The organism is Membranihabitans maritimus, assembly GCF_021729145.1.
GTDB classification, from domain to species: domain Bacteria; phylum Bacteroidota; class Bacteroidia; order Chitinophagales; family Saprospiraceae; genus Membranihabitans; species Membranihabitans maritimus.
The window spans coordinates 1-17953 of sequence record NZ_JAJSLW010000026.1 but is presented as its reverse complement, the minus strand read 5'-3'; the positions used below and the strand labels follow the sequence as shown (position 1 = coordinate 17953).

11 protein-coding genes are annotated in these 17953 nt (G+C 37.0%); 10 read left to right on the top strand and 1 reads right to left on the bottom strand.

The annotated features are described in order from the left end of the window. Positions 1–931 precede the first annotated feature (931 nt). The 3 genes from LVD47_RS21160 (at position 932) to def (ending at position 5408) form a co-directional block, all read left to right on the top strand. Positions 932–4288 carry a T9SS type A sorting domain-containing protein gene (locus LVD47_RS21160; RefSeq protein WP_236980444.1) on the top strand — a complete coding sequence of 1119 codons (3357 nt, stop codon included), beginning with the start codon at positions 932–934 and terminating at the stop codon, positions 4286–4288. A gap of 151 nt (positions 4289–4439) precedes the next feature. Then, entirely contained in the window at positions 4440–4853 is a 414-nt protein-coding gene (ruvX, locus tag LVD47_RS21155; RefSeq protein WP_236980443.1) for a Holliday junction resolvase RuvX, read from the top strand. Positions 4854–4856: 3 nt separating this feature from the next. Further along, positions 4857–5408, top strand: coding sequence for a peptide deformylase (gene def, locus LVD47_RS21150; RefSeq protein WP_236980442.1), 552 nt, complete (start codon positions 4857–4859; stop codon positions 5406–5408). Positions 5409–5423: 15 nt separating this feature from the next. Here the strand turns inward: def and dprA are convergent, their stop codons facing one another. Further along, positions 5424–6518, bottom strand: a complete 1095-nt coding sequence (gene dprA, locus LVD47_RS21145; RefSeq protein ID WP_236980441.1) for a DNA-processing protein DprA — start codon at positions 6516–6518, stop codon at positions 5424–5426. A gap of 40 nt (positions 6519–6558) precedes the next feature. On the opposite strand from dprA, the gene LVD47_RS21140 reads away from it, so the two are divergent. The 7 genes from LVD47_RS21140 to LVD47_RS21110 all read left to right on the top strand — a co-directional run bounded on the left by LVD47_RS21140 (position 6559) and on the right by LVD47_RS21110 (position 17561). Further along, entirely contained in the window at positions 6559–7182 is a 624-nt protein-coding gene (locus tag LVD47_RS21140) for a ribonuclease H1 domain-containing protein (protein WP_236980439.1), read from the top strand. Between the two features lie 307 nt (positions 7183–7489). Beyond that, positions 7490–9142 (top strand): AMP-binding protein, encoded by a 1653-nt coding sequence (locus LVD47_RS21135; protein WP_236980437.1) that lies wholly within the window; start codon positions 7490–7492, stop codon positions 9140–9142. A gap of 118 nt (positions 9143–9260) precedes the next feature. After that, positions 9261–11018, top strand: coding sequence for an OmpA family protein (locus tag LVD47_RS21130; protein WP_236980436.1), 1758 nt, complete (start codon positions 9261–9263; stop codon positions 11016–11018). Further along, positions 11015–11683, top strand: a complete 669-nt coding sequence (locus LVD47_RS21125) for a hypothetical protein (RefSeq protein WP_236980435.1) — start codon at positions 11015–11017, stop codon at positions 11681–11683. Before LVD47_RS21130 ends, LVD47_RS21125 begins: the two co-directional genes overlap by 4 nt. 10 nt (positions 11684–11693) lie before the next feature. Beyond that, positions 11694–12515 (top strand): 2,3,4,5-tetrahydropyridine-2,6-dicarboxylate N-succinyltransferase, encoded by an 822-nt coding sequence (locus LVD47_RS21120; RefSeq protein ID WP_236980434.1) that lies wholly within the window; start codon positions 11694–11696, stop codon positions 12513–12515. Positions 12516–12527: 12 nt separating this feature from the next. After that, positions 12528–15110, top strand: coding sequence for a M1 family metallopeptidase (locus tag LVD47_RS21115; RefSeq protein WP_236980433.1), 2583 nt, complete (start codon positions 12528–12530; stop codon positions 15108–15110). 180 nt (positions 15111–15290) lie between these two features. Continuing rightward, a complete protein-coding gene (locus LVD47_RS21110; protein WP_236980432.1) occupies positions 15291–17561 on the top strand; it encodes an ATP-dependent helicase in 2271 nt (756 codons plus the stop codon). Positions 17562–17953: the final 392 nt, after the last annotated feature.

Here is a 17953-nt window from a genome sequence, read left to right as displayed (position 1 = left end):
TACTTCATGAATTCATTTCCCCCTATGTGGTTATGAGGTATCTAGCGATTCAATGCTTTATTACCCGATTCCCTGAAATTTTTGATTTTGACCGTTGGAAAAAAGTAGTACTCACCTGAAATGATCGAGTACATATTGAAGTATTTAACGACCTCATTCAAGAAGAATTAGGTAACTGTTTTCAAAGGGCTGGGAAATGCTAAATTGTCCGATATTTCATAAGTCTGATGAGGCAAATGGGGGTGCTACATTTCATGCTTTCGCTTTTCCCGGTTAAGGTTAGTGAAGTTAATGTATTCATTCGTAGTCATTCTCATCTGAAACTACAACCATTTCTCAATTTCAGGTTCATATTGCAATGGCTAAGTCAAATCAAAAAGGGGGGGGGATAATTGTTAGTTGATTGTTGCAACGACTATTTTATTAAAAATTAAGACTGTATTTTTTAATACTTAACAAATTTGGGTTACTTGGAGAATTTTTTATTCGGAAGAAATAGGAGATTTTTTATTTTGTTGTTTTTGCTTTAAATAAATTTATTAAGCGTGGTATATTTTAATATTCAGTCAAATATAGTGCTTTTTTTGTAAAAAAAGATGATTATTTTTCTATTTGATGGGTATGCGAACCGTGAGAATATCGTCCTAAATAAAAGATTATATATTTGAATTATTTGAATATTAGTAAGCAAATTATCTTTTAGGGAAATTACCTAAAGTAAATTTAATGTTTAGTTTGGGCAAAAATGTTAAATTCTTGGATTTTGTAAATTTTATATGTTAGTTTAGACACCGATTTGATGATTTTTGAATGAAGTAAGTAGACGATATTAAGTAACCCATTAGTCTATTTACTTTTGTTACACCCTTTTTGCCGTTCAAAAATCATTGACAGAAAATTTATTTTACCTCATACTTAAACTCTATGGAAAATGAAGACACATTTACCTTTTCTATTTATTTTTCTAATGGCATCCGTATGCGTTTTCGGGAATAATTCACCCGGAAATTTGGAAGCTGATTTACCTGTTCTAGACTTAGGAGTTCCTCTTGTTGACGATGTAAGCTGTCATGGTGAAAGTGATGGCTCTGTGACTATCCTGGTAGCTGGGCTCTCTTTGCTTGGAAATTATGAATATGAGTTGACCAAAGATGGAGTTTCTGAGCCGATCAAAGAGGGTGGCCAAGGTCTAATATCTAATTTATTAGATGGATTGCTTGAAGAAGATGAAGACTTAGACATTCTCAACTTAGGATTAACAGTAAGGGCAGAAGATCTGTCAGCAGGTGACTATACTTTTAGTTGGACTACCAATACATTGCTTGGAAGTTCTACTCAAGATGTAGACTTTACAGTGGAAGAACCTGATGCCCTGGAAATTATTGATTTGAATATAGATGATATTCTAAGTTGTGTCGACCCGACAGGTTCAATTGAAGTAATTACCACGGGAGGTACAGGAGGCCTTGATCTGGGTATTCTTAATTTGGGAGAAATCCTTAATCTTGGTGGAGAAGGAAATACGATAACTGACCTGACCGAAGGTGTATACTCTATTATCGTAGAGGATGAAAACGGATGTAGAGATTCTGCCAGTGCGGAAATTGAAAACCTGATTGAATTACCAAATCTCGATATTACTGGTAGCCTTGAGCTTGGATGTCATGAACTAATTGATCTTGGAATTTCTACGGATGATGGAGTTGAATTATTGGTCGATGTTCCTGAGCTTGATACTGATGTTGAAATTCTCGGAGAAACTCTTGAAGTAACTACACCAGGTATTTATACTTTTACAGCATTAGATCCTTTGACTGGATGTGTATCTGAAGAAGAGGTGGAAGTAACCGCTGATATTGATATTCCGTTATTAGATGCTGGTACGGATAGAATATTGGGCTGCCTGGATGAATTGGAATTGGAGGCCATTACGGATGCTACTTCTATCGTTTGGGAAAATTTAAGTGGAAATGTATTAACTACTAATAATATTCTGGAAGTTGATGCTCCGGGAACATATGTCGCAGTAGCTTCTGATGCTATTACCGGATGTGAAGCACGGGATAGTGTGATCATTGGCCCTGGAGATGAGGACGACAATTCAATTTTGGATTTTGATGCAGGAGCTGTGCTGGATTTAGGTTGTTTAAATGTAGCTGATATAGTATTAATAAATAACGATGGAATAACTGTAGACTTTGATATTCTGGGAGATGTAGGAGAGATTATTGCCGGAGATGACAATAAATTAACCGTAGGTGCACCAGGAACGTATGTAGCCACAGGAGTAAGTCTCGTAACCCAGTGTCTTGTGTCCGATACAATTACGGTTACTGCTGATGTGAGTATTGGTACTTTGGATATTGAACAGGATACTGCATACTTGGATTGTGACGGCACTGCTGTCATTACTGCTGATGATACAGACCTCGGTGTTGGAGCCAACGTACAGATACTTTGGGAGGTAATAGAAGGCGATGTCGTCATTGATGAAGATGGAACAACGGCTGAAGTTGAAGGAGCTGGAATTATTGCTGTAGTAGCTACTGATTTAATAAAAGAATGTACTACCGGAGATACGATAGTGATCGAAAACCCCGGTGATGTTAGTTCTACGGCACAAGTAACCAATGCTGTGTGTGCTGGGGAAGGAAATGGAGCTATTAATTTGACTGTTATTGGCGGCGTTGCCCCATATGAATATTCCTGGTCAAATGGCGCAACTACACAAGATATTTCAAACTTGACGGCAGGATCATACACCGTAACCATAACAGATAGCAGAGGATGTATGGGGGAATTTACCTATATGGTTGAAGAGCCAGAGCAACCTGAAGTGAGTGTAGATATTATGAGAGGTACCGGAGGGAATTCAGTTGTGGAAGCAGAAGTTTCCGGTGGTGAGGCACCATATACTTATATGTGGAGTACAGGTAGCGAAAATCCTTTTATCTCTGCAGGGCCAGGTGATTATTCATTAACGGTTACAGATGCTAATGGATGTTCTGTAGCCATTCAATTTACTGTGGATGAAGATCCTGATGATCCCGACGATCCGGACAATCCGGATGACTGCGATTTGGTGTTGGATGTTGAAACAACGTTTGTAATGGATTCTGCAGATGCTACTGCTGAGGTTTTAGTGACCGGAGGTACGGCACCATTTACTTATCAATGGAGTACAGGTGCCACAACAAGTTCTGTGTCCGGTTTGTCGATCGGTGTTTATCAAGTGACAGTTACAGATTCTGAGGGTTGTTTCCTTACGGTAGCGTTTATTATTGAGAAGGATCCAAATGTGGGACCTGAAGGATGTCCTGATGATATCGTAGTTGAACAATGTAATTCTGTAGTGACTTATTCTGCACCAGAAATTGTTTCCGATATGGATTATTCTATTACTCAAATTGAAGGTTTATGTAGTGGCAGTGTTTTCCCAGTAGGTACTACTACGATAACTTATTTAATAATATTTGAGAATGGTGATTACGAATTATGTTCTTTCAATGTTATAGTAATTCCTATAGAATTGGATTTTGAAGTTACCTTGCCGAGTTGCTATGGTTCGGCCGACGGACAAATTGTATTTAATGTACCAGACCCAGAAAAGAAATATTATTTGTTCTGGGATGGAGCTCAGGTCCAGGAAGGTGATACTGCTTCAAATTTAACTGCTGGAACGTATAAGATCAAAGGAATGGATGAAAGTGGTTGCATAATCAATAATACGATCATACTTGAACAACCGGATTCTCTTTTCTTAATGAATGGAATTGTATTGAATTCCAGTGATAGCACAGGAAATGGTCAGGTACAGGTAACTGTGCAAGGAGGAACCTATCCGTATACTTATGAATGGACAGGGCCAGATGGGTTTACTTCTAACCAGGAAGATTTATATAATATTACCAGTGGGGAATATAGCCTGACTGTGGTTGATGCCAATGGTTGTACCCTTTCAGCAGGTTCATTCCTGGTTGAGGATGAAGTTACTCAGAGTTTATCCGGGGAGTTACGGAGTTTCAACCAGCGATCATTAGTTGATAAAGCAAAGATTTATCCCAACCCTTCTGAAGGACTTCTTTCAATGGAAGTAGCATTGGATGAGGCATCTAACTTAAAAGTATCCATTTTTAATAGCCTTGGGACGCTAGTGAAAGAGAATGATTTTGAAAATATAAAAGAAACTTCGATCAATTTTGATCTTTCCGAATTGACGAAAGGAACATATTTTATCAGGCTACAAACTGAAAATGGTTTAATGACTAAGACTTTGACGTTGTTCTAGTTTGTAGTGTAAAGATTAGCTTAATATTAGCTAGGGGTGAGGGGTGAATGTCATAATCGACATTCACCCCTTTTTTATTATTCCAATCATTATTCTCCCTATGATTTGCCTGGATAGTGGTTCTGTGATTAAATTTTATATTTTTGCATTTATGTCAAGAATTTTAGGAGTAGATTATGGAAGCAAGAAAACAGGATTGGCAGTTACTGATCCACTACAAATAATTGTTACTCCTTTAAAAACAATAGCGACTGTTGATTTATTGACATTTATTGAAGGTTATCTGCGGGAAGAAGATGTAGAGAAAATAGTTTTGGGAGAACCATTTATGGCAGATGGGGTAACGCCTGCACAGCATCACTCCAAAGTATTGGATTTTAAGCGGGTACTGGAAAAATCATTTAGTAATATTCCCGTAGTATTGCACGACGAAACCTTTAGCTCAAGGAGAGCGCGAGAAATAGTTATAAAATCTGTGGCTTCCAGAAAGCGGAGAAGAGATAAAACTTTAGTCGATAAAATAGCCGCTACACTTATATTACAAGAATATTTAAAACATATATAGAAAATGATATTACCTATTTATGCTTATGGACAACCTGTGCTGAAAAAGGTTGCAAAGCACATTGATTCAGATTTTCCTGATTTGCCACGGTTGATTGATGATATGTGGGAGACTATGTACAATGCTTCTGGAGTAGGACTGGCAGCACCACAAATAGGGAAATCCATCAGGATGTTTATTGTTGACACTATCCAGTTGAGAGAAGAGGAAGATAAAGAGAATGGGATAAAAGGAGTATTTATTAATCCAGAAAAATTAGAGGAGTACGGGGAGGATTTTTCGTATGAAGAGGGCTGTTTAAGCATCCCGGATATTAGAGCTGATGTTACGAGACAAAGTAAATTGAAATTAAAATATTTTAACGAAAATTTTGAAGAAAGAATCGAAGAGTTTGAAGGCGTAAACGCCAGAGTAATTCAACATGAATATGATCATATTGAAGGGATTTTATTCATAGAAAAAATTAACCCTTTAAAAAGGAATATTTTAAGAAGAAAACTGGATAAAATCAGAAAGGGTAAAATAAATTCTGAATATAAAATGAGTTTTAAATAATAGTTTAATATTTAATTAAATTATTAAATATTGATTTCCGGGAAGACTTTTAATTATCCCTTTTAATTGTAAATTCAGAAGTATAGCTGCTGTCTCTGAATTTGATAATTGTAATTTTTCCAGAATGGACTCTAAATGAAAAGGTTCATTTTTGTTGAACGATTCCAAAATACGTTTTTCATTTGTATCTAATTGATTGAATAATTTGGGTTGGATGGTTTTTTGTAGGGGGGTATCCCAATTCATAGCGTTTATTACATCTTCTGAAGATTCGATTAATTGTGCTTTATTTGTCTTGATAAGCGCGTTTGTCCCCGCGGAGTAAGTGTCATTGATTTTTCCTGGAATAGCAAAAACATCTTTATTGTAATTAAAAGCTAAATCTGCTGTGATCATGGCTCCTCCTTTGAGTTTTGATTCAATTACAATCAAAGCATCGGAAAGGGCAGCAATAATTCTATTCCTAAGAGGGAAATTAAATGAATCCGGTTTTGTCTTAACGCCAAACTCAGTGATAACACCACCGGAATTTTGCATTTTTTCAGCCAGGTTTCTGTTTGTAGCTGGATAGATTTGATTAATACCGGTACCCATGACACCAATGGTAGGTATATTGTGAGCTATGCTCTCCTTATGGGCATATGTATCCACTCCATACGCCAATCCACTTATTATGGTCGCATTTACCCTTGCAAAACCCGGGATTATTCTTTCCAAGGATATTTTTCCGTAATAAGTCATTTTTCGGGTTCCAACGACGCCTATCGTTCTTTGGCAATTCAGATTCATATTCCCTTTTGTATATAATACCAATGGACTATCATCATGGCGCTTCAGGCGATAGGGGTATTCATCCGAAAAGTGAGGTATGATTTTTACATTTTTTTGTTTTGCATATTCCAATTGAATGTTGGCAAAATCTAAGGATTTTTTTAATTCAGCAGCAGTAAAAATATTTTTTATAGCAGGGGTGATTTCATTAGAATTCGAACGCCAAAGGCTGATAAATTTCTGTGCACTTCCATATTTTGTTAGAATTTTGCGCGACCTTCGAAATCCTATGCCTTTTAAATGAGTTAGTGCAATAAGATGTTTAATTTTATTTTCCATATTTAGGACTGGTAAAGTTCTTCGTTAAAATAAAGATTTGATGGCTAAAAAGAAAAAGTATTACGTAGTTTGGGAAGGTGTGAATCCTGGAATTTATGAATCCTGGGCTGCTTGTCAAGAAAATATTAAGAATTATCCGAACGCAAAGTACAAATCATTTCCTTCCCTGGAGGAAGCTACAATAGCATATCGGTCAGGGTGGCAACCAGCAAAGAAAAAGGTTGCCAGGCCACAAATTGAAAGTAGCAATATCCCAAATTTTGAAAAGAGTATAAGTGTAGATGCTGCCAGTAGTGGAAATCCTGGAAGGATGGAGTATCGTGGTGTATGGACTAATAGCGGGGATTTAATTTTTCACCAGGGACCTTTCGAACAAGGCACTAATAATATAGGTGAATTTCTCGCTTTGGTGCATGCCCTGGCAATGTTGGATAAAAATGGAACTTTCGATATTCCAGTTTATACAGATTCCCGAACAGCTCTTGCATGGATACGGAAAAAAAAGGTGAAAACAACCCTAAAACAGAATAATAAGAACAAAATCATTTTTGAGTTAATAAAAAGGGCGGAAAAGTGGCTGGCTACACATGAGATCAAGTCAAAAATAATGAAGTGGGATACAGAAAATTGGGGAGAAATACCCGCTGATTTTGGTCGAAAATAAATTAACCGGTATTGTATCTACATTAATGAATCACTTCGTAGAATGAACTCTCACCGCGAAGCTTTAGACTACAATCGCAAAAAAATTATAACTATAATTTAGCAGCGTCTTTGGATATTATCTAACTATTTTTATTCCTAACTAGTTGAAAACTAGTCGTCTATTTTGTTCTTTTTGGGTTTTGTATATCTTAGTACAAAACTTTAGCTAAGGTATTTTTTAAATAGTATCAGTGCTAATCTTAATTTTTTTTATATTTAGTAAGAAGCTTTGGAATAAAGAAACTGAATATATAAAATTAAATGGTATGGCAAATAAACCTTGGTTAGAAAATTATCCCACAGGGGTAGCGGCAAATATTGACTTTAGCCAATTTAATAGTCTTCATGAAATGTTGCAAAAGTCCTTTGCAAAATTTAAGGATAAAGTCGCTTACAAATGTATGGGAAAAGAAATGACATTTCACGAAGTCGAAATAACTGCTACTTATCTGGCTGCATATTATCAATCGAGAGGTCTCATGCCCGGTGATAAATTGGCGATTTTACTTCCCAATGTTTTGCAATTTCCTATTGCAGCCTACGCAGCATTAAAAGCAGGGTTAGTGCTCGTTAATACGAATCCATTGTATACTTCCCATGAAATGAAGCATCAATTTACTGATTCCGAAGCCAAGGGGATTGTTATTCTAGAGAATTTTGCAGCTGAATTTGAAGAAATAATAGATAAAACAGACATTCGGGTGGTGATTCGGACCAGCCTGGGAGAGTTGTTGGGTGTGAAAGGAAGGCTTGTCAATTTTGTGGTCAGGAATTTTAAGAAAATGGTTCCCAAGTACAACCTGACCAATTCTGTTACCTTTAATGAGGCTCTTCGCGCTGGGAAAAAATTTAAAGTCAAAGATGTACAGCGAAAACCTGACGATGTAGTTGCACTTCAATATACCGGTGGGACTACTGGAGTATCTAAAGGTGCTATGCTTACAAATAGAAATCTAATAGCGAATGGTTTGCAAGTAAAGGAAATCATGAAACCGTTCCTTAATGAGGGAGAAGAAGTAGTGATATGTCCTTTGCCGTTGTATCATATATTTGCATTTACAGTAAATTTTTTGGCTATTTCAGCATTGGGAATGACAAATATATTAGTGACCAATGCCCGTGACTTAGGCTCGGTTGTAAAGGTATTCCAAAAGGAAAAAATTTCATTGTTCCCCGGGTTGAATACTTTATTCAATTCATTAATTAATAATAAAGATTTTCAAAAATGCGACTTCTCTTCTTTAAAAGTCACTGTTGGTGGCGGAATGGCTGTGCAAAAAAATGTTGCAATCAAATGGAAGGAAGTAACCGGATGTACACTTAGCGAGGGGTATGGACTTACTGAAGCGAGCCCGGTAGTAGCAGTTAACCCATTTAATGAAAATGCAAGATTAGGATCAATTGGAATCCCTATTCCATCTACCGATGTACGCGTTGTAGATGAAAATGGAACGGTGCTCGGTTTTAACCAGGTCGGTGAATTGCAAGTCAAGGGAGAGCAAGTGATGAAAGGCTATTATAAAAGGCCTGACGAAACTGAAAAGGTTTTGAATGACGGTTGGTTGAGTACTGGAGATATGGCACTTATTGAACCTGATGGTTATTTAAAAATTGTAGACCGAAAGAAGGATATGATTTTGGTTTCAGGATTTAATGTTTACCCTAACGAAGTGGAAGATGTGATTGCCATGCATCCCAAAGTCCTGGAAGTAGCTGCAATAGGTGTACCGGACGAACATTCTTCGGAAGTGGTTAAGGTTTTTGTGGTTAAGAAGGATAAATCTTTAACTGAAAAGGAATTAAAAAATTATGCCAAGGAATATTTGACCGGTTATAAGAGACCGAAGTATATCGAATTTAAAAATGAGTTACCTAAAAGTAATGTTGGAAAAGTTTTGAGGAAAGAATTGCGAGATTGATTCGGCCTTTGGTAATTCATGATTTTGCTTTGCATTTTCGTTGTTGTTCTTGAATTCAAAAAATTAAACAGGACTTATTAAAAAATATCTTTATTACTTTTGCCGTCAATAGTAATGAATGATGGTAAGATTGTTTTTTTATATTTTGGTATTAGTTGCTACGGTCCACGAAGCTTTCGCTTTTTCAAATCCCGATACGCCTGTTTTACACAAACTGCCATCGTTTATAAATTCTCCGTATACAGATGAGATTGCCCCTATATTGACATGGGACGATAATACACTTTATTTTACCAGGATAAAAGATCCAAACTTTAATAAAACTATCATATTTGATAGTGAAGACCTCTATAAAAAGTTTACATATTCAGAATACACTAAATTCATCAGTGGAGTTTTCGAGCTTCTGGGTGATGAGAGAAGGGAAGAGGATATTTATCTTTCCCCATTCAATCAGGATATATATATAGTAGAAAAAAACGGTGACCAAATCAATGAATTGGTACATCCGGACCATCCTCTCAATAATGCCTTACCCAATTCCGCTTTAGCAATTATGCCTGATCAGACAACCCTTGTATTAATGAACCAGTTTTATCTGAATGGTAGTATGTATAAAGGATTCTCTAAATCGAAAAAAATATCCAAGAACAAATTCTCATTTCCGGAACCGGTATTTATTTATGATTTTAAAGAAATGGCTGGGAATCAGGCCAATTTAGCTCTTTCCAGGAATGGAGAAGTAATGATATTGGCATTTGCAGAGGAGCAGGGCGAGGATACAGATCTATTTGTTTCGCTACGGGTGAATACCGATACTTATAGTGAGCCGATAAGGTTACCGGATAATTTAAATACGGAGTTTCGTGAATTTAGTCCAGCGTTGAGTGAAGACGGTAAATATTTATTTTTTTCCTCAAACAAAGGATCATTCCCTAATCACAGTAATATCTATATTTCCCAAAGATTAAGTGATGATTATACTAAGTGGAGCGATCCTATGAAATTAAAAGCCCCGGTTAATACTTTTCATAATGAAGGACATCCATTTGTAGTAGGGAAGAAGCTATACTTTTGTTCTGATAGAGATGGTAGTTGGGATATTTTTTACCTGGATTTTGATGGGAATAAAGATCTGGGAGACTTGCCTGACGAAGAATACATAGTGGTAGAAGAAGAGAGTCCTCCTCGGAATGTCCGTGGAGAAGTAGAGGAATCCCAAAACTCCGATATCCAAGTACCAGTAGAACCGAAAATAGAATCGGTTTTAGTAAAGGTAGTAGATTCCAAAACCGGAGATGCTTTGTCTGCTAAATTGATAAAATCGGAGGTTGGTAAAAGTGAGAATAAAGTGTTAAATGTAGGAGAAAAGGGATTGCTATTGGAGATGAAGGATCCGGTTGAAACGATTTTTCAACCTTTGAAAGATGGGTACATTTCCAAGACGAGAAGATATGATTTAAAAGCCATGATGGAAAATGCTAAATCAGTTCCTGAGCTTCATATTCCTGTAGATCCTATTGCAGTAGATGCCAAAATATCAATGGATCCTATTTTCTTTAAGCGAGGTAGTGATCGGATTCTAAACGTTTCCTATCCGGAAATTGAAAGATTGGCCGGTATCCTCAAATCTCATCCGGAAGTCCATATCAAGGTTGAAGGGCACACGGATAACTTCGGTGATGCCAAAGCACTCATTGCGCTTTCTGACAAGAGGGCTTTTGCAGTAAAAAGGTTCCTGACCAGCAGGGGCATATCCCCTATGCGAATAGATACAAAAGGATATGGTGCCAGCCAACCTATTACAGATAATTCTACCGAAGCCCTTAAGGCTAAGAACAGAAGAGTGGAAATTGTAATAACCCAGGTGCAATGAAAATATCCATACTCATAGCTCGTGTCATTTCTTACATAATGCATCCGGTCTTTTTGCCCGTGTATATGGCCATTTTTTATTTAGTTGCCAATCCATTTCAATTTGGATGCAGCACCGCATTTGAGGATCCCGTCTTTTTAATACAGACGGTGGTTATCTGTACGTTTTTTCCTGTGTTGACTATATTTTTGATGGTTAGGCTAAAGCTCATATCATCTTTTTATTTGGATAGTAGGATGGATCGTGTGGGACCTTATATTGCTATTGCAATATTTTATATTTGGTATTATCTGAATATTAAGAACTACGGAGTCGCTATTATATACGAAGTATTCATTTTGGGAGCATTGATAGGGTTATTCCTGAGTTTTTTTATTAACAACTTTACGAAGATTAGCATACACAGCACTGGAATCGCCGGGGTGATAACTAATTTTATAATCGCTAATCAAGGGTATGATTTTGAAGTTTTTACCTTTGATATTGGGAGCAAATATTTTTCTATATCATTTCCCATTGTTATTGTGATTTCTATAATATTTGGATTGTTAATAGTATTTTCGAGGCTTTATTTAGAAAAGCACACTTTGTCTCAAATTTTGGGAGGCCTTTTAATGGGAACAACAGGACAGGTGATCGCTTTGAAATTAGTTAATATAATATAAAAGAACACGAATGAATATTGATGCATTAAAGGAAACGATAGAAAATTGTTGGGAGGATCGTAGTTTGTTAAAAGAAAAGGAATCCCTGGAAGCGATTGAGCAGGTTGTTGAGTTACTTGACAAAGGTCAGATAAGAGTGGCTGAGCCTACTGATAATGGATGGAAAGTAAATGACTGGGTGAAAAAGGGCGTGGTATTGTACTTTCCCACGCGTACCATGGAGACCATAGAAGTTGGACCCTTTGAATTTCACGATAAGATTCCGTTGAAAAATGATTTTGCATCTCAGGGAGTCAGAGTGGTACCGCATGCTATAGCACGGTATGGTTCTTTTTTGGAAAGTGGCACTATTATGATGCCCAGTTATGTGAATATCGGAGCGTATGTCGGATCCGGTTCTATGGTTGATACGTGGGCGACGGTTGGTTCCTGCGCACAAATAGGGAAAAATGTACACCTTAGTGGTGGTGTTGGGATTGGTGGTGTCTTGGAGCCACCTCAAGCTGCTCCAACCATAATAGAGGATAATTCTTTTATCGGTTCTCGTTGTATAGTTGTAGAAGGAGTCAAGGTAGAGAGGGAAGCTGTATTGGGTGCTAATGTTGTGCTCACTCAATCTACACACATAATTGATGTTACTGGTGCAGAACCCGTTACATATAAAGGAGTTGTCCCTTCCAGAAGTGTGGTTATTCCCGGCACTTACGAAAAGGAATTCCCTGCTGGTAAGTACAATGTATCCTGTGCATTAATTATTGGAAAAAGAAAGGAAACCACGGATAAGAAGGTGAGCTTGAATAACGCCCTTCGTGACTTTAATGTAGCGGTATAAAATTTTTACTTAATGAGAAATATAACCATGTTAATTGTCCTGTCACTGTTTTTGGCGTGTTCAGGCAGTAAAAAAGTGACAAGTGATGACAGTGAGGCTGTATATACAGAGCAGCGACAATTGGATACAATGGTGGTTTCAGCCAGTCCACCTGACTCATCAGGAACCGAAGTGATAGAAGAACCTATCGTAAATACGTTGCCGGTTTACAGGGCTTCTCACGAAAGGATGATTGATATCCTGCATACGGATATTGAAGTATCATTCAATTGGGAGCAGGAATTGGTATTGGGCAAAGCTGTAATTTCTTTAAAACCTTACTTTTTCCCAACGGATAGAATTGAGCTAGATGCCAAGGATTTTGATATTCATCGAGTCATTAAAAAAAGTTCGGGAGAAGGATTGGATTATGAATATAACGGTCAAAAAATTGTTATTACGTTAGAGGAAGAATTGGAAAGGTATCAAAAAGTTGAAATAGAGATTGAATATACTGCTCATCCGGGAGAAACTGGAGGAAGTGATGCGATAACTTCTGATAAAGGTTTGTTTTTTATTAATCCTGATGGCTCAGAAGAAAAACCACAGCAAATATGGACACAAGGTGAGACCGAACACAATTCAAAGTGGTTCCCTACAGTAGATAAACCAAATGAAAGAATGACAACCGACATCCATATTACAGTGGATGATAAATTTAAAACGTTATCAAATGGTATATTCGTTAATTCTAAGTCAGATGAAACAGGCAAAAGGACGGACCATTGGAGAATGGATCAACCACATGCCCCTTATTTGGTAATGTTGGCCGTCGGAGATTTTGTAAAGGTAGAGGATACGTGGAAAGATATACCTTTGGGGTATTGGGTGGAACCCGAATATGAAAAAGATGCAGAGTATATCTTTGACAATACTCCTGAAATGTTAACTTATTTTTCAGAATTGATTGATGTAGATTACCCGTGGCAGAAATACGACCAAATCGTAGTTCGCGATTATGTTTCTGGAGCTATGGAAAACACAACAGCTGTGATATTTGGGGATTTTGTCCAACGCAGAAAAAGGGATCTTGTAGATAATAACAATGACCGAATTGTGGCCCACGAGTTATTTCACCATTGGTTTGGGGATTTGGTAACCACGGAAAGTTGGTCGAACCTTACATTAAATGAAGGTTTTGCTAATTACAGCGAGCATTTGTGGAGAGTACATAAATATGGTAAATATGAGGGCCAGGCGCAATTGTTTGAGGAGAAATATGGCTATATTTTTTCGTCATCATCCGGGATTCATCCATTAATTGATTTCCAGTACGCAGATAAGGAAGATATGTTTGATGCCCACAGCTATAATAAGGGCGGTTTGGTATTGCATATGTTGAGAAATTATTTAGGAGATGAAGCATTTTTTGCTGGCCTTAAAACATATTTGGAAGATAATGAATACCGTGCGGTAGAGGTACACGATTTGCGGTTAGCTTTTGAAAAAGTTACAGGAAAGGATTTGAATTGGTTTTTTAATCAGTGGTTTTTGCGTGCTGGCCATCCTGAATTAAATATTAATTATAGTTACGATAGTCTTTCACAGCGAATGGAAATAGAAGTTGAGCAAATACAGGATGCCGAATTGAGCATCCCGATTTTTCAGGTTCCTGCTGTTTTTGATGTATATCACAAAGATGGTACAAAAGAACGTTTTGATTTCTGGTTGGATCAGCGAAATCAAAAATTTGTAATTGATAATTTGTTATCTGAGCCTCATTTGGTAAATTTTGATCCGGATCACGTTCAGCTCGCTGTTGTGAATCAGAATTATTCCGGACAGGATGCTACATATTTAATTAACCATACAGACCATGTTGCGGATGTGATGCAAAATGCCAGAAATGCCATTCGAGCAAAAATCGATGTGGCAAAATTGTTATCTCATCCGTCTAAGGATGTAAAGTTAATGGCGATGGATTTAGTGAACCCAACGGATTATCCTCAGTTAGTGGATACACTCAAAAACCTTGCATTAGGTGCGACCAATAGTTTTGTACAAGCTAAAGCTATATCTACTTTAAGTAATATAGGTATACAATTAGATGAGGTAAAGTTGATAGCGATGATTCAATCCCAAAATTTGGCCTATCGAGTGGTAGATGCTGCCCTAGACGCTTTGCACAAAGTAAATCCTGATGAAGCGATGGAAGTATTACATACCATCAATATTGAGGAATCTACGACATTACTAGCGAGTGCAGGTAGTATTTTTAGTTCTACAGGAGACAGTAAGCATCTTAAGTTTTTTGAAAAAAATGCGCCAAAAATATCGGGAGAAACAGCATTAGATTTTTATAGTTCTTACACTAATTTATTGGCCATGGTCGATTATTCGGAATCGGAGTCAAAATGGAATGAACTTATTTCGGGTGTTGCCCGCGAAGGTGATTTATATTCAAAATACGGAGTTGTAAAAGGAATTGGAGATTTGTTGAAAAAAGATGAAGAGCGGAAAATAGCCAGTTCATCGCTTAAGAATTTTGCGTCCAAAATAATAGATTCGGTAGACAACCCACAATATAAGTCTTATTTTCAGTCCATGATACGGTGATGAATAGAGCTTTAGGTTGCTCTCGTTCCGATACAGGGATAAATCATATTATATTTTTGTAGATATCATAATTCATACTTGAGACTGCTATTGAGCATCACCGTTTTTTCGAGAAACTGCTTGTGCCTACAAGCCTATTGCTTGCAGTTTAATTATTAATATTATATTTTTATGCCAAAAATGGAGGAATTCTTACAAGGACTCAATCCAGTGCAGAAAAGTGCGGTTACGCAGATTAACGGTCCTGTAATGGTGGTAGCTGGTCCTGGTTCCGGCAAGACTCGGGTATTGACATTTCGTATAGCTTATATGATAAGCCAGGGTATAAAACCCTATAACATTCTTTCTCTGACTTTTACTAATAAAGCTGCCCGAGAAATGAAAGAAAGGATTGAAAAAGTTACTACCGGAAATATCAATTCATTGTGGGCAGGAACTTTTCATTCTTTATTTGCACGAATTTTGAGAATTGAAGCTGAACATATTGGCTACCCCACTAGCTTTACTATTTATGATTCAGATGATTCAAAAAGCCTGCTTAGGACCATTGTCAAGGAAATGAATCTAAATAAAGATGCCTACCCCCCGAATCAGATTTTGTCGCGAATTTCTTCAGCTAAAAGCAATTTATTAACGCCTAAGGCTTATGTGAAAGATCAAAATCAAATGAGTGCCGATCGAATAGCAAACCGTCCTCATTTTCACGAAATTTATGCCAAGTATGTGAATAGATGTAAAAAAGCAGGGGCTATGGATTTTGATGATCTGTTATTTCGGCTTTTTGAATTGTTTCAGAAAAAACCTGATGTTCTTGAAAAATACCGGGAAAGATTTAAGTATATTTTAGTTGATGAGTTCCAGGATACAAATTTTTTGCAGTATGCTATAATCCGAAAACTGGCAAAATATGATGGCAGTCCGGAAAATGTGTGTATAGTAGGAGATGATGCCCAAAGCATCTATGCTTTTCGAGGAGCAACCATTGACAATATACTGGACTTTGAAAAGGATTTTGCGAATGTAAAAGTTTTTAAACTGGAACAGAATTACAGAAGTACACCTCATATAGTTGATGCAGCAAATGAAGTTATATCGCATAATAAACGGCAAATAAAGAAAAAAATATGGACGGATCAGGAGGAAGGATATAAGATCAAGGCATTGAAAATGGTGTCAGATGCTGAAGAAGGTAAGCGAATTGCAGATCTGATACTGGAATATAAGAATCGATTTCATGTGCCCAATAATGAAATTGCCATTCTCTATCGAACAAATGCCCAATCACGGGTATTCGAAGAACATTTGAGAAGATATAATATACCATATCGTATTTATGGTGGACAGTCATTTTACCAGAGAAAGGAGATTAAAGATTTAATGGCTTATTTCCGGCTGGTTATAAATCCTAATGATGAAGAAGCTTTTAAAAGAGTGGTGAACTTTCCCAAACGGGGGGTAGGTGCCAGTACATTGGCAAAAATATTTGAGTTTGCCGGAGAAGAGGGAATTCCTCTTTTTGAAGCTGCTAAGTCTGTAATGCTACCCTCTAGAGCAAGGACCCAGTTAAACAAATTTATCAAAATTATTCAATCGGGAATCGCTAAAAACGACCCGGAGAATGCTTATGAAACTGCCGAATATATTGCCAATTCCAGTGGACTAATTAAGTCATTGAAAGACGAAAATACTTTGGAAAGTATGAATCGGCTTGAAAATGTAGAAGCTTTGCTAAATGGAATCAAGGATTTTGTTGAGAGCGATGAAGTAAATGGGATTAATCCTGTGGCAGCTGAGGAGAGGTCTCTGGATGCCTATATTCAGAATATTGCATTGTTAACAGATCAGGATAATGAGGATTCTGATCTTGAACAGGTGACATTAATGTCTGTACACGCAGCAAAAGGGTTGGAGTTTGATGCTATTTTCCTGGTGGGGATGGAGGAAAATCTATTCCCGTCTTTTATGTCTATGGAAAGTGATCAGGACGTGGATGAAGAACGCCGCTTGTTTTATGTTGCCATTACGCGGGCGCGAAAGTTCTTGACCCTATCTTTTGCTACCTCAAGGTATCGTTTTGGGAAATTGGTCTATAATAGGCCTAGTCGCTTTCTTGAAGAAATCGGAGCGGATCATATGGAGAATCCTGATATCATTTATGCAAGAAGTGGATCGATGCGTGAGGAAACAGCAAAATCAGGTGTCTCGGGCATTCCTAAAAAGCGAAAGAAAATTAACGCTATTACACGTGTGGCCCCAAAAGATTTTAAACCGGCATCGCCTACTGAGATTGAAGCTGGGATGCAAGTGTTGCATTTAAAGTTTGGTAAAGGGAAGGTATTAAGTGTAGATGGCAGAAATGATAGTAAAGTTGCCACTATATTTTTTGATGAAATTGACAGTCCACAAAGAAGGATAATGCTAAAATTTGCAAAATTACAAATATTGGATTGATCGCTTTTAAAATGAAAATCACCTTTCACTGGTTATTTATTTTAACCATTTTTTAAGTAGCTAATTGGAGATGATTTGTTTGAAAACTTTGCAAGAATATAATTTTGTTTTGTTTGTTCATTTTTTGGATTGATGTTGAATTGGTGCGGTAGAAAGTTCCACCTTCAAATTATATATTATTTTGTGAGGTGTGACAACACCTTGGTAAGCTGAAACATATTTGTGTTATTTCTTTGAAATCCTCGAATAACACAGTAATATCTCATGAATAGTTCTATTTTCATATTTTGTATTTTATGATTTTGCGTTATTTTACAGCAATTTCTACTGAAAGGATTTAGTGAGGGAGTTATTCAATTTGGACAAAAAATTCTTTGGCGACCACCCGATGC